Source organism: Chitinophaga sp., from assembly GCF_019236475.1.
Classification (GTDB): domain Bacteria; phylum Bacteroidota; class Bacteroidia; order Chitinophagales; family Chitinophagaceae; genus Chitinophaga.
This window is the reverse complement of the sequence record NZ_JAFAIX010000005.1, coordinates 377,595-392,500: the sequence shown is the minus strand read 5'-3', so window position 1 is coordinate 392,500 and position 14,906 is coordinate 377,595. Positions and strand designations below refer to the sequence as shown.

Genomic DNA, 14,906 nt, shown 5'->3' with positions numbered 1-14,906 from the left:
CGTGCGGGCCTTTTATGGCCAGGCCGCAAAATTAGCCAGAAAAAAATCCTTTTTTCGGGAAATCCTGTGGCCTGGAATAGCTAATATTAACTGTTTCAGTTAGAATAAGTTAGACACGAGTTCCACTGATTTCTTGGTGGCTTCAAAATCATCAAAGAAAGTAGAGATAATGATTTCATCAGTGCCGTAATCTGCTGCCAGGGCCTCGATGCGGGCTTTCATCTGTGCAGGTGTGCCATAGATCATGCGCTGGCGATTATAATTGATACGCGCCTGTTGCGCAGCGGAATATTCAAATTGAATAATATCCTCATAATCAGGATAGGAGCCTCTTGCGCCGGATTCGATATGAAGCATCCTAAAATCCATCTCTGTGAGCCAACGTTGAATTGTGGTTTCATCTTCGGAGCAAAAGCCGAAAATGCCCACATTTACGCGTGGTTCGGGCAATAATTCAGATGGTTTGAAATGGCGTCGGTATTCTTTCACGGCTTCAGGGCCTCCATTGGGATTGATGAAGTGGGCGAAGGAAAGGGCCATTCCCAAATGTGCCGCAAAATAGCCGCTGCCGCCACTAGAGCTCAATATCCAGAGTTCCGGAACTGTTTCTGCCTGCGGAATAGCGATAATATTTTCATGCGGGGATTCGCCCGTTTGATGATCTGTGAGGAACGCGCGCAGGTCTTTCAGTTGTTGCATGAATTCCTGTTCGCTGAAGGTATTAGAAGGATTGAGCAAGGTGGCAGTGGGCCTGTCGCCGCCAGGGGCGCGGCCAATCCCCAAGTCGATGCGGCCAGGGTAAATCGTTTCCAGCATGCGGAAATTCTCCGCTACTTTCAGTGCGCTGTGATTAGGCAGCATAATACCACCTGAGCCTACCCGGATGTTGTTGGCTTCACCTGCCAGGTATGCTAGCAATACTTCCGGTGTTGAGCCTGCTATTTTAGGAAAATTATGGTGTTCGGATACCCAGAAACGAGAGTATCCCAGTTCGTCGGCGAGTTTTACCAACTCGGCAGTCCGGCGGATGGCCTCTCTCGGCGTGCTGTTACGTGCAATAATAGATTGATCGAGTATACCCAGTCTGATTTTCTTCATTTTTTCTGTCGATTTGTGTGGATACAAATTTACCCAGTAATCGCAGATAAGGGGAAGGAGAAGATATTGGTAATGCTTATAGTGGTATAGATTGCGTATATGGGATAGGATCGCCTAAAAACGTAAAGTAACAACAGCAACTGCCCGAAGCTGCTGTTGCTACAAATTCCGGTTCATCAGTGCTGATTATCGGCAAACTGGAACTTTACGTCTGTTAACAGATTTACGAGCAGTTCGAATTTCTTTTGATATTCCTCCGTAATGCTGTAATCGGGAGTAAATAGATGTCCGCGTACTGCCGGAACAGAGTAAGGTAATACCCATGCTCTCAGTGCTTTGGCAACTGCGTCCATCGTATTGATGCCCTGCATGGCATGCCCACCTTCCGCCCAACATACCATACCTACTACTTTATTGGTCAGATAAGGTACTTTTTCTTTGGAACTGATTTCAATCCAGTCCAGGCAGTTTTTCATGGCGCCTGTCATGCTACCATGATATAAGGGAGTAAGCCATATATGCAGATCCGCATCGCGGAAGATATTCGTCATTTCTCTGGCCGCTTCCGGTACTTGCTGGAGGCCGGCGGTATCAAAAAATGGAACAGCCGCTTCCGCCAGGTTGAAAACAGTAGTTTCCATTCCTTTCCCTTCCAAGAGATGACGCAAACAAGCGATGATGGCATAGGACGTGCTCGTTGGTTTCTTTTCCAGCGATCCATTGAATAATAATACTTTCATGATGGCAGTATTAAATTTTTAATGCGCGACAAAGTTAGTAGTTTTGTGAATAAACCAAATAAATACTTTGTTTATTATGAGAAATAATTTGCCGGATAATGAACAGGCGGTGTGGATATTGAAGACCAGGGGCCCATTGCCGCTGCACGCACTAGCGGAAGCATTACAGGTAACCACGGAGGGTGCGCGGTTCCAGTTACAGAAACTGGCTGCCGACGGGCTCGTACAGGCTACAACAGCCGTAAAAGGACGTGGCAGACCCCAGCAAATTTGGTCACTCACCGAAAAAAGTGAATCAAGATTTCCTGATACACACGCTGAACTCACCGTCCGACTCATCAGCTCCATTCGTGAAACACTAGGAGAGGATGCATTAAACGCGGTCATCTTGTCTCAACAAAAAAACAGCATACGTAAATATAACACGGAATTAAAACAATTCCCTGAACTGCCAGAGAAACTCCAAGAACTAGCAGCCCTGCGTGATAAAGAAGGATACATGGCTAGCTGTACAAAGGAGGGCGACAGCTTCCTGTTGATAGAAAACCATTGTCCTATTTGTGCTGCGGCAAAATTGTGTCAGGGTTTCTGTAAAGCAGAATTGGAAACATTCCGCGCTGTACTGGGAAAAGACGTGAAAGTACAACGGGAAGATCACATCGTAGCAGGCGCTCGTCGCTGTGCCTATCGCATTACCCCGCGAACAATATAGTCAGCTTGCTGGTTGATTAGTATGGTCAAAATCTTTACTAATGCAATCACGTATCGCCTCACTTGCAGACCTGGAAAAAAAAGGGAAGAATATCTCCCGTCTGCCATTTTCCATCCGCATTCTGCTGGAAAATGTGCTTCGTAACCACGACAAGTTTGCCATCACAGATGAACATGTAGACACCCTTGTCAACTGGACTCCTGAACCTATTGACAAAGAAATTCCTTTCAAACCGGCCCGCGTATTAATGCAGGATTTCACCGGTGTGCCGGCGGTGGTAGACATTGCCTCCATCCGTGCGGAAGTAATCCGCCGTGGAAAAGATGGTAAACGCATTAATCCGCTCATTCCTGTAGACCTGGTAGTAGATCACTCTGTACAGGTCGATTTCTTTGGTACCGGCTACTCCTATACGAAAAACGTTGCCTACGAATATGAACGCAATACGGAACGTTATCAACTGCTGAAATGGGCGCAACAAGCCTTCGGCAATTTTACCGTAGTGCCTCCAGGCATGGGTATATGTCACCAAGTAAACCTGGAATACCTAGCCCATGGCGTAGTGGAACGAGATGGCTGGATATTTCCGGATACCCTTGTAGGTACAGATTCCCATACCCCTATGGTCAATGGTATCGGCGTATTGGGTTGGGGCGTGGGTGGTATTGAAGCGGAAGCCGCTTTATTAGGACAACCGCTTTACTTTACTTGTCCGGAAGTGATAGGGCTTCGCCTTATCGGCCGCCTCTCAGAAGGCGTTACGGCAACAGATATGGTGCTTGCCATTACTGAAATGCTCCGTAAATATGGCGTGGTAAATAAATTCGTGGAAGTATTTGGGGATGGGCTGGATCATTTGTCGGTGCCCGACAGAGCCACTATTTCTAATATGTCGCCGGAATTTGGATGTACCGCGACTTATTTCCCGATAGATGACCAAACCATTCGCTACATGCGCCGTACTAATCGCCCAGAAGAGGTGATCAATCGTGTGGAATCCTATTGTAAGGAAAATATGCTTTGGCGCACCGGTAAGGAAGATATTACTTATTCGGATATCTTGGAACTGGATCTATCCAAGGTAGAATCTGCGGTGGCAGGGCCTAAACGGCCGCAGGACCGCATTCCTGTAAAAAATGTACATGCCCGCTTCCAAGAGCTAATGGATAAGGAGTTCAAACGCATGTATACGCCTGAAGGCAAACGCCGGGATACCGCTTGGCTATCGGAAGGAGGCTCTGGTACTACTTTTACTTACGAAATACAGAAACCTACAGAAGACGTGGAAGTAGAGCAAGATAGTATGCAATCCGTGCGTATCAAGTTAAAGAACCAAGAATATGTGTTGAGCGATGGGGCAGTGGTAATAGCAGCGATCACCAGTTGTACCAATACCTCTAATCCCAGTGTAATGATAGGCGCAGGATTAGTAGCAGCAAAGGCTGTAGCGCGGGGTCTCACCGTGAAGCCCTGGGTGAAAACGAGTCTCGCCCCTGGTTCCAGAGTGGTGACAGAATACCTCCAACGTTCCGGTTTACTCACTGATCTGGAGGCGTTGCGTTTTCACGTAGTGGGATATGGTTGCACTTCGTGTATTGGTAACAGTGGTCCGTTGCCGCCGCCCATTGCAGAAGCAGTGGATAAAGGCAATCTGATTGTAGCGTCTGCGCTTTCCGGCAATCGTAATTTCGAAGCGAGGGTACATCCACAAGTAAAAATGAATTTCCTTGCATCTCCGATGTTAGTAGTTGCGTATGCCCTGGCAGGCCGTATAGATACCGATCTACTAACAGAACCACTGAGCTACGACCCTAACGGAGAACCCGTATTTCTGCGTGAAATTTGGCCTACACAAGAGGAAATCAATGCAGCCATGGAAAAGGCCGTATTGCAGTCAGATTTTGAGGAAACGTATAAAGTTATTTTCGATGGCGATGAACAGTGGAGAGGTTTACTGGCCCCTTCCGGCGAAAACTACCACTGGAGCCAGAACTCCACCTATATACGAGAAGCACCTTTCTTTGAAAATCTACCGGATGTACCGGAAGCTGTTCAAGATATTGAAGGCGCGCGGATCTTGCTAAAATTAGGTGATTCCGTCACGACGGATCATATATCTCCCGCAGGTTCATTTAAAGCTGATAGTCCCGCTGGTAAATACCTGATTGATCATGGAATAGATCCTCGCTTGTTCAACTCCTATGGCTCTCGCAGAGGGAATCATGAAGTGATGATACGGGGTACGTTTGCCAATGTGCGCATCAAGAATGAATTATCGCCGAAAGAAGGCGGCTTTACCACCGTAATTCCTTCCGGCATGGTGATGTCTATTTTTGATGCAAGTGTGCAATATGCCAGTCATAAAGTGCCCTTGTTGATACTGGCTGGGAAGGAGTATGGTAGCGGCTCTTCGCGCGATTGGGCTGCGAAGGGGACTAATCTGTTGGGCGTGAAAGCAGTACTGGCAGAAAGTTTTGAGCGTATACACCGGAGTAACCTGGTAGGTATGGGTGTGTTGCCACTGGAATACATCAATGGGCAGACGGCCTCTTTGTTGGGCCTTACTGGTACTGAATTATATTCCATTCACGGCATTAAAGACGGGCTAGAACCTGGTAAGCTGCTGACCGTAACAGCAGTGCCGGCAGAGGGAAATAACATTGTATTTAATGTAAAATGCCGCCTTGACTCAGCTATCGAAATAGCTTATTACAGCAATGGCGGCATTTTACAATATGTATTAAGGGATTTCCTCAAGAAGGCTTAATTAGCCTTTGAAATCCTGAATGCGCTTGCGGTCGCCCACAAGCCATACCACGTCTTCCCATTCAAAAGTAGTGTCGGAGGAGGGGTTGAGCATTTTTTCTCCTCCTCTGGCAATGCCTACTACCAGGGCTTGTGTTTTTTCACGAATGCCTGATGTACGGAGGGTTTTGCCGGTAAGTCCGTTATTTTCATCTACCACAATGCTTATCAGGGAGATGCTATCTTCACCATCTGCTTCTCTCTTCTCAGTGTTGATACTGGAGCTAGCCACTTTGGAAAATTCCTCCAGTTGACTATCTGTACCAATCACTGTGATCTTATCATAAGGAAAGAGTTTTTCTGATCTGGCAGGTGTATAAATCGTGAAATCGCCTCGACGGATGGCTCCGATATTGATGCCATATTTCTCTCTCAGTTGCAATGCTTCTAATGGAATATCGATCAGCGTACTCCATGGATCGATCTCAATTTCACTCACTTGTGCATCCCAAGGGAGACTCACCAGCTTCTTGGAGTTCTCTGCTTCTGCGGCTTCTCTCGCATGCAGGTTGGTGAGGAATCGGCTTTCAATACGGTTATAGAATTTCTGTAACTGACTTCTTACCACTACTAGTACTACCAGCATACCCAGGATAGTGCCCAACAGCGCGGGCAGCAGTGGGAAGAACTGATTGATAAAGAAACCTACCACTAATACCGCTACCACACTGCGTGTTAACTCAGCTACTACTAGTGGTCCGCGGTTGTATTTGGAATCAAGCCACAGCGATTTATAAGCGATACTCTGAATTTTTTGTACCACCATGGCCCAGATGAATGGCGCCATAGCCATCATACCGATGATAACTGTCGTCATTCTAGCCCAGAAAGGACTGGCGAATTGCTTCATCAAGAATGGGCCGAGGTAGATTTTACAGATCATCGTAATAGCGATCATCAGTACCGCGTTAAGAATGATGACGCGAACGTATGAACGGAGTACTTTTTTCCAGTCGCTTTCCCCTTGGAGTGTCTGAGAGCTAGCGCTGTATCGGTTAAGGGCGGTGATCCATTTTGCAGGAAGTACTTTCTCCAGCCAGTTATAAAAAGGCATAGAGAATTTAATCATGTATGGCGTAGTAAAGGTGGTAATGGCAGACGTGCCTACGGCTACCGGGAAAAGGAAATCGCTGGTAACGCCGAGGGTCATACCCAGCGTAGCGATAATAAATGCAAACTCGCCTACTTGCGCCATGCTCATACCTACTTGCACCGCCTGTTTCAGTGGCTGACCGGAGAGTAGCGCTCCCAGTGTGGTGCTGATACATTTACCGAAGATGGTTAGCAATGTTATCCAGAGTACGGGCCATTTATAAGCGATGATCATTTCCGGATTAATCAGCATACCTACTGATACAAAGAAGATAGCGCCGAAAAGATCTTTCACAGGTTGGATGAGATGTTCTACTTTTTCCGCTTTAGTAGTTTCAGCAATAATGGAGCCCATGATAAATGCACCTAGCTCAGCGGAGAAGCCTACTTTGGTAGCGAGGATCACCATACCGAAGCATAGTGCGATACTGATCACCAGTAATGTTTCCTCATTGATATACCTTTCCATTTTTTTTAGGAAAGTAGGCAGAAGGAAGATGCCTGCGAGGAACCAGAGGGCGAGGAAGAAGAGGAGTTTCAGTACGGTAAAAATCATGTCTACCCCTTCAAACTGTTTACTCACCGCCATGGTGGAGAGTAACACCATCATGAGGATCACAACAATATCCTCGATGACTAGTACGCCGAAAACGATTTTTGTAAATGATTTCTTTTTGATACCCAGTTCTTCAAAGGCCCGGATAATAATGGTAGTAGAAGAACTGGCCAACAGGCCGCCGAGAAACATACTATCCATGAAAGACCAGCCCATCCACTGCCCGACAAAAAAGCCTGCAACAGTGATACAAGCTATTTCTGTGAAGGCCGTGATGGCAGCGGTGCCTCCTACCCGCATCAATTTTTTGAAACTAAATTCGAGGCCAAGGGAAAACAGGAGGAAGATAACACCTATCTCGGACCATGTTTTAATACCATGGGTATCTCCGATCGAGGGGAATAATTTGAAGTTAGGACTCACTATGAATCCCGCAATTATATAACCCAGCACCATAGGTTGTTTAAGCCGCCGGAATAACAGCGTGATAATTCCAGCGGCGCCTAATATCAAGGCCAGGTCAATAATTAACTGAGGTACATGCATACAGAAAAGGTGGTTTAATTACGCGTGAACATTCATTGTGCCAGCACGAAACGTGCTATGGTATTGATCAAAGGCCGGTTTAACGATTCTTTGTCTGCTCGCTAATATATCGCTTTTTTTCGAGTATGCTTCCTCCTGTCTTGGATTTAACTACCTTTTGTAGCGTAATTCCAGTACCCCGTTTTTGTATTTCTTTAAATGAGCCAACTCAAAATGATGGAGGTGTTGCTCACCGCCGAATAAAGGAATTCCTGTACCCAGTGTCAGTGGAAATTGTGCAATATGCATTTCATCAATGAGGTCTGCTTCCAACATAGCAGCATTGATCTGACTACCGCCAATTAGCCAGATATCCTTACCTGGTTTGGCTTTCAAGTCTTTTACAAATTTTACAATGTCGCCATCCACGAAATGAACATACGGGGCAATAGTAATGTTTGCATTCCTGGTGAAAATGTAATTGGTTAAATCTACATAGGGGAATGGATCTGCCAATTGTAGTACATGTTTGTACGTTTGGTTTCCCATGAGCGTAACGTCCACACCTTCCAAGAATTCAGCATAACCATAATCGGTATCTTCTTCGTTTGGAAAGTTGAGTAACCAATCGATATTGCCATCTTTAGTAGCAATATATCCATCAAGCGTGACGGCAATGTAGAGCTTTAATTTGCGCATCTTATTTGGATTTTAGGCCGACAAGAGTACAGCTAATTTTAGTTTAAAACAAAAGATAATCTCCTTATCATTCTGCTATAAAGATTTCCCTAATTTTGCATATGCTTTTGAAAAAATTAGTCACCGCATTCAGGGATGCCATTCGAACATTCATAGCAAATGACCCACTGCGTTTAGCGGGATCCACCGCGTTTTTCACCACATTTGCCCTGCCTGCGATACTGGTAATATTGATACAATTGCTCAGATTGATTTTTCGGTTACCGCATTCCGGTAGGCGCTTATTTGATCAGCTCAGTGGTGTGATAGGTATCGAAACTACCAACATGGTGCGGGATACTTTGCAGGCTATTCGAGGTATTGCGCAGAATGAAATCATCACCGCACTTGGGTTTTTATTTCTATTATTTGTAGCTACTACATTGTTTAAAGTAATCAGTAGTTCTTTGAATCAGTTGTGGAATGTGCGCGTAGTACACAAAGAAAATTTCTGGCACATTTTACTCGCCCGATTAAAGGGCTTGATGGTGATTTGTTTTATTGGCGTTATTTTCCTGATAGACCTGGTAGCCAGTGCTGCACAGCGTTTCATCGGTGATATCATTGGAAGTTTTCTGCCTGTACTCAGTGGATATTTCAACAGTGCATTGAACTATGGTATCTCTGTGGTAACAGTAACCTTATGGTTTTCGATGGTATTTTATTTTTTACCGGCAGGTCGTCCTACCAAAAAAATACTGTTTACTGGTGCATTTGTAACCAGCATTCTCTTTAATATTGGTAAGCTGGTATTGCGGTGGGCATTGAATTACAGCAGTATTAACAATATCTATGGCGCATCTGCATCTACTGTTTTGTTGCTGCTGTTTGTATTTTATACCGCCATGATATTTTATTTCGGCGCTGCTTTTACACAAGCATGGGCGCATGTAAATGGCGAAAGCATTATCCCTCGCAGGTATGCTGCCAATTACACATTGACGGTGATCGACAAATAATAATTATTCAATAACGGTCTGGAAATCCTTATTCAGCACTATTTTGCCTTCGGTTTGTGCCCCATCAGCTTGTACTAAGCCTTTGATTTTACCAGTTTTTCCTTTAGTAATGAGGTCTGTGATTTGTTTGTCGGATAATTTTTTGCCGAAAAGTTCGAATGGTACTTTAAAGCCGCAAATGTTGAAATTGCTGCAACCGTAGGCAGTATTCCCTTTCTTCAGCGGATGGGATTTACATTTCGGGCATTGCAGTTCCTGTACTTCTGGTGCGGGCTTTTTAGGTGCGCGGGGTTTCTTTGTTTTTTCTTCTTCCGGCGGCGCATCTGGGGCTACTGTAATCACCTTGTAAGAGTTGGTTTTAACCTCTTTAGTGAGGTCTACTACCATTTGGATCAGTTCCTGTTTAAACGTTTCCATGGCGTATTCTCCCTTCTCTATCAGGCGAAGTTTGCGTTCCCATTGGCCGGTAAGTTCTGGACTTTTGAGAATCTCCGTTTGTATCGTATCGATGAGGTCCATGCCAGTTTGTGTGGCATAGATATTTTTTTTCTTTTTGTCGATGTACTTCCTTTTGAACAGTGTTTCGATAATCGCAGCGCGGGTAGAAGGGCGCCCGATGCCGTTGTCTTTTAGGAGGTCCCTCATTTCCTCATCTTCCACTTGTTTGCCGGCTGTTTCCATCGCGCGGAGCAGGGTCGCTTCCGTATAGGCTTTAGGAGGAGTGGTTTTCCCTTTGTGCACGCGTGGTTCATGTGGACCTGATTCTCCCACTGTAAATTCAGGGATAATTTTCTCTCCTTCTTCCTCTTCGTCTTTCTGGATATCGTTGGCGTAGACTTCCTTCCAGCCTGGTTCCAGGATTTGTTTACCGGTGGCTTTGAATTCCACCTGTCCTACTTTTCCCAGTACGGTAGTATTGGAAATTTTACATTCCGGGTAGAAGGCAGCGATAAAGCGGCGTGCAACGAGATCGTATATACGTTTTTCCTCCAGCGGTAAACCTTGTGGGTATACGCCTGTAGGAATAATCGCATGGTGATCCGTTACCTTCTTATCATCGAAGACTGTTTTCAGTTTAGGAATAGGATTGGCCAAGATGGGCGCTGTAAGGGCCGCATAAGGCGTCATATCCTGGAGAATGCCTGGAATTTTAGGATGCAGATCCTCAGAGAGGTAGGTGGTATCTACTCTTGGGTAGGTCACCAATTTTTTCTCATAGAGACTCTGGATATATTTCAGTGTATCATCTGCAGAGAAAGCAAATTTTTTGTTGGCATCTACCTGTAGGGCTGTGAGGTCGTATAGGCGAGGATTTCCTTCCTTCCCATCTTTTCGTTCGAAGCTGGTTACTTCGAAGAGATGTTCTTTCAGATAGGCGAGCCCTTTATTGGCTTTCTCAATATTTTTCAGTCGTTCAATGGTGGCTGTGAATTCCGTTTCTCTATAGATCGTTTTGAGTTCCCAGTATTCTTCAGAAACGAAGGCATTGATCTCTTTTTGCCGGGCCACGATCATGGCGAGGGTAGGTGTTTGTACTCGTCCGATGGAGAGTACTACTTTTCCTACTGCAAATTTCTTGGTAAACAGGCGGGTGGCGTTCATACCCAGCAGCCAATCGCCGATGGCGCGTGCGCTGCCGGCGGCATAGAGATTATTGTATTGCTCACTGTCTTTCAGGTGCTGAAAGCCGTTGCGTATAGCCTCTTCCGTTAGGGATGAAATCCATAATCGTTTTATGGGGGCGGTACAGCGGGCTTTCAGCAATACCCATCGTTGGATCAATTCACCTTCCTGGCCAGCATCACCACAGTTAATCACTTCTTCACATTGTTGCACCAGTTGTTCGATGACTTTAAACTGTTTCTCTACGCCACTATTTTCGATGAGTTTAATACCGAAGCTAGGAGGGATCATGGGTAGATCTTCCAGTCGCCAATATTTCCACTGTTCATAGTAATCATGTGGTTCTTTGAGCGTACAGAAATGCCCGAATGTCCAAGTTACCTGGAATCCGTTTCCTTCATAATATCCATCTTTTCTTTGCTTCGCGCCTATGACGGTGGCGATGTCGCGGGCTACGCTGGGCTTTTCTGCAATACAAACCTTCATACCTGAATTAAAGTTCGAAGATAAGGAAAGCCTGAAAATTATTGTGCGAGGTATCCAGTTTGAGATGCATTCAGCATTGTAGCTTTTACAGGAGCATTAGAGAGCTGGTCGGCGCCGGCATCGAGGGGAGCCTTGCGGGGCTGGCCATCCATATCCGTGGAAACGCCTGGTATAGCTTGTTTGCAGGCTCCTATAGCAGGACTACCCGTTTGCAGGTGCCAAATACCGTTATTATTTTTAGCTAGTTTAGGATCTGCCATACGAGCGCCAGCAGCGGGCATGTCGCCATTGTCGCGTACTTGGTAGAGGAGGTTGCCAGACCATACCGCGCCGGGAAATGTACCCCGGATATCGGCTGCTTTGTCGCCGCCTTGGATGATATTATAGGCAATGGTAACAGCGGTAGCGCCAAGACCATCCTTGCGTTCTGACATGAGGATATTCGCGCGATTATTAACCAGTGTATTGAAAGCAATCAGTACAGAATCGGGCCTATCGTGGCAGGTGAGGAGGGAACCGGTGGCCACTTCGCCGTCGCCGTTTCCAATATTGATACCAATTTCACAGTTTTCGAAATAATTGCTGTGAATATTGTGATGGTCGCCGAATATGCGAAGGCCGGGAGTTTGTGTAAAATAGTTGCCATATACTTGGCAGTAGTTACCATGGCGGAGTGTGAATTGTGCTTTACAGTTGCGGATGGTATTATAGCGAAGTGTTACCGCGGAGGATTTTACGGAGATCAGTTCATTTTCTCCCGCGCAGGCCTCAAAAACATTGTATTCCACGATACTGTTGCTACTGCTCATACTGAAGCCACTGAGTCCGAATTGTAATGCTTCCGCACCGTTTCCTTTCTGCGGTTGGAAGTCGTTGAAGTAGTTATGATGGATCCACAGTCTTTCTGCGATTTGGCTACCTTGGCCACGAACGGCAATGAATCTCCCCATACTATTCTTATGCTGGAAGGTATTATAATCCACTTGATGATCGCTACCAGCGAGAACGAGGTATTCGCCATCTCCGGTTGTTTTGAAGAGGTTGTGGGTGAATCTACAGAAACTAGTACCTGGATTTGTTTTAGTATGATTGGATTTATGGGTGAATTTAAACCATTTGATATCCACGTATTTAGCTGGAGCTACCAGCATAAAGCCGCCGTTGCCGGTGATTTCAGCGCCGGCGGGGGAAGCAGACCGAATAACGATATGAGCAGCATCTGTACCGCTGCAGTTGATGGTGAGGTCTGTGTTCGTGGTATAAACGCCATCTGCCAGGATAATTTCATCGCCGGGATGTGCTTTAGTGACGGCAGATTGTAAGGCATCGATGGAATTTACGCGGATGGTTTCTGCCAATGTAGGTATAGTAGTGCAGGTGGCAAAGGCGAATGCGATAGCAGCAATTTTTCTCATGTGGAAAGAATTAAATACAGTGAATGCTGCTAAAATAAACATTATTGCAAACGATTGCAAAAATGACTCAAAAAAATATATTTCTGGCTGAAATTAATTTCTCAGCATATGTTTCCATTTGTTTTCGAGGATGTTGCGAAGGTTATCGCATAAATCTGTGAAGGAATTGGGTTTGGTCATGAAGAATTGAGCGCCGAGGTCCATGGCATCATTAAAATCCTCTCTTAAGGTGGAAGTAGAGAGCATGATGATTTGGGTTAGTTTGAGGTGAGCGATTTTTTTGAGTGCGGTGAGGCATTCTTTTCCGTTCATGACTGGCATATTGATATCCAGGAAAATAAAATCGGGAGTGGAGATGCTATTGTTTTGTAATTGGGTGATCGCTTCTACACCGCTTTCGAAAGTAAGCGCGAGGCTCTCAGGAGCCACTTCCTGAAGGGCGTCACAGAACAGTTGTCTGTCGTCTGCATCATCATCTATCATCAGAATCGTGCGCTTAATCATATTTGTGTTTTTGAATGAGGACCGGTTTTCTTTATCGTATGGTTTTTTCAAAGGTACCTTAATCAAGGTATCGGTCTGATAAAGATAATCATTTGATCCGTTAAAATCCATATTATTTCTGTAGCGATATAGCAGTGAAAAGATTCGCTGTACATCATGCAGAGATGTGAGTGCAAGATACCTCGCTGATATTTTATAAGCGATGATACAGATGTTTTTAACATTTTTTTATTCATTCAAACTAATTATGAATTACCTTTGCGCGCAACTGACTGTAGCTCCATCTCATGCGAAGAAAACTCATCACGATATTGTTGTTGCTCACCTGGTTTTGCCAGTTGTCGGGTCGCTATTTCGTGATGTTAGAATTTTATGTCAGTCAGCAGTACATTGCTGCCAACCTTTGTGAAAACCGTGATAAGCCTAAGTTGCATTGTAATGGTAAATGTCATCTGCGTAAGCAATTAAGTGCAGAAGAAAAGCGTAGCGAAGAAAATCCGGAGCGTAGAGCGGAGCATAAAAGTGAAGTATTTCATGCTGGTAATCATCTTGATATTACCTTCCAGGCAGCTACTTTTCATGAACAGCAACATTTTAAAATACCTATCACTATTGGATCTCCTGTAGATCAGCCTACTGCTGTATTTCACCCACCTGCCATGGCATAAGTGTATCTCATTTTTTGATCGTTTTATTTTTTTTGATGACAACTATTGTTGTGACATCCATTTTATGTCCATACAGTAGCTTGTTTGAATGCTTATTCCTTTTTTCTGCCGGCCTTGCATCGGCGGGAGGGAAGGCTATTGCTTACACTTAACCTTATCATGCCATGAAAGTTAAATTCGTTTTCATTTATATACTTGTTATTTCCGCTATTGTGTTCCAGGCTTGTTCTCGTAAAGATGATGTAGTGCCTACCGGTGGAGGAGAGATGTCGACCTTATCTATACAATTTGATAATATCGTTGGCGCCAAGAAACTACAATTGAATACAGGAGCCTATGTAAATGCTAGTGGAGAAACCTTTAATATATCGTTGTTGCAGTATTATATCAGCAATATTAAACTGCAAGATGCATCTGGGAAAACGTTTGTGGTACCGCAGGACAGCAGTTATTTTCTTGTGAAGGAAGGGGATGGCGCATCACAGTTTGCCAAAGTACGTGTGCCAACAGGCGATTATTACACCCTCAGTTTTGTGCTGGGCGTAGATAGTTTGCGTAATACCATGGATATTAGCAAACGTACCGGTGTGCTGGATCCGGCCACAGGTATGGATAATGGCATGTATTGGAGTTGGAACAGCGGGTATATTTTCTTTAAGCTAGAAGGAACTTCCGATGCTGTGCCTGCGGATCCTTCTGGTCAGCATAAATTCCGTTATCACATTGGTGGTTTTGGTGGCTACAGTGCGCCTACCATCAATAATATAAAAACCGTCACCATTGATTTGCGCAATGGTGGTATTCCCCGTGTGCGCGCAGGGCGGCAAGCCAATGTACACCTGATGGTGGATGTGCTGAAAGTATTTGATGGAAATACGCGTGTGAGTCTGGCGAAAAATTCTACCGTCATGTTTAGTGATTTTTCCACGCTTGTTGCGAATAATTATGTAAACATGTTTTTCCATGACCATACAGAAAACTAATG

Annotated in this window: 12 protein-coding genes; 5 read left to right on the top strand and 7 right to left on the bottom strand. The window is 45.0% G+C overall.

All coding sequences use genetic code 11. The features are described from left to right. Positions 1–99: 99 nt before the first annotated feature. Together JO154_RS08845 and JO154_RS08840 are read right to left on the bottom strand one after the other, a co-directional pair. The gene (locus tag JO154_RS08845) at positions 100–1,098 is read right to left on the bottom strand and encodes an LLM class flavin-dependent oxidoreductase (protein WP_291943928.1); all 999 of its coding nucleotides are present in this window, start codon (positions 1,096–1,098) and stop codon (positions 100–102) included. Positions 1,099–1,274: 176 nt separating this feature from the next. Next, complete coding sequence (locus tag JO154_RS08840; RefSeq protein ID WP_291943925.1) at positions 1,275–1,838, bottom strand: NAD(P)H-dependent oxidoreductase; 564 nt, start codon at positions 1,836–1,838, stop codon at positions 1,275–1,277. A gap of 76 nt (positions 1,839–1,914) precedes the next feature. Between JO154_RS08840 and JO154_RS08835 the strand changes: the two genes are divergently transcribed. Next, positions 1,915–2,550 (top strand): metalloregulator ArsR/SmtB family transcription factor, encoded by a 636-nt coding sequence (locus JO154_RS08835; RefSeq protein WP_291943922.1) that lies wholly within the window; start codon positions 1,915–1,917, stop codon positions 2,548–2,550. A 40-nt stretch (positions 2,551–2,590) separates the two neighbouring features. Continuing rightward, complete coding sequence (acnA, locus tag JO154_RS08830) at positions 2,591–5,317, top strand: aconitate hydratase AcnA (protein ID WP_291943920.1); 2,727 nt, start codon at positions 2,591–2,593, stop codon at positions 5,315–5,317. Here acnA and JO154_RS08825 read toward each other — a convergent pair whose 3' ends face one another. Both JO154_RS08825 and JO154_RS08820 read right to left on the bottom strand, forming a co-directional pair. Next, complete coding sequence (locus JO154_RS08825; RefSeq protein ID WP_291943918.1) at positions 5,318–7,549, bottom strand: cation:proton antiporter; 2,232 nt, start codon at positions 7,547–7,549, stop codon at positions 5,318–5,320. Positions 7,550–7,699: 150 nt separating this feature from the next. Beyond that, entirely contained in the window at positions 7,700–8,227 is a 528-nt protein-coding gene (locus JO154_RS08820; RefSeq protein WP_291943916.1) for a dihydrofolate reductase family protein, read from the bottom strand. Positions 8,228–8,334: 107 nt separating this feature from the next. On the opposite strand from JO154_RS08820, the gene JO154_RS08815 reads away from it, so the two are divergent. Beyond that, on the top strand, positions 8,335–9,225 hold the full coding sequence (locus JO154_RS08815; protein WP_291943914.1) for a YihY/virulence factor BrkB family protein: 891 nt from the start codon (positions 8,335–8,337) through the stop codon (positions 9,223–9,225). 3 nt (positions 9,226–9,228) lie between these two features. Here the strand turns inward: JO154_RS08815 and JO154_RS08810 are convergent, their stop codons facing one another. From JO154_RS08810 to JO154_RS08800, 3 genes are all read right to left on the bottom strand, one after another. Then, the gene (locus JO154_RS08810; protein WP_291943912.1) at positions 9,229–11,334 is read right to left on the bottom strand and encodes a type IA DNA topoisomerase; all 2,106 of its coding nucleotides are present in this window, start codon (positions 11,332–11,334) and stop codon (positions 9,229–9,231) included. Positions 11,335–11,372: 38 nt separating this feature from the next. Beyond that, positions 11,373–12,749, bottom strand: a complete 1,377-nt coding sequence (locus JO154_RS08805) for a polysaccharide lyase 6 family protein (RefSeq protein ID WP_291943910.1) — start codon at positions 12,747–12,749, stop codon at positions 11,373–11,375. Between the two features lie 93 nt (positions 12,750–12,842). Then, positions 12,843–13,253, bottom strand: coding sequence for a response regulator (locus JO154_RS08800; RefSeq protein ID WP_291943908.1), 411 nt, complete (start codon positions 13,251–13,253; stop codon positions 12,843–12,845). Positions 13,254–13,540: 287 nt separating this feature from the next. Here JO154_RS08800 and JO154_RS08795 point away from each other — a divergent pair, with 287 nt between their 5' ends. Beyond that, a complete protein-coding gene (locus JO154_RS08795; RefSeq protein ID WP_291943906.1) occupies positions 13,541–13,921 on the top strand; it encodes a hypothetical protein in 381 nt (126 codons plus the stop codon). A gap of 164 nt (positions 13,922–14,085) precedes the next feature. Further along, entirely contained in the window at positions 14,086–14,904 is an 819-nt protein-coding gene (locus JO154_RS08790; protein WP_291943904.1) for an MbnP family protein, read from the top strand. The last annotated feature ends 2 nt before the right edge of the window (positions 14,905–14,906 follow it).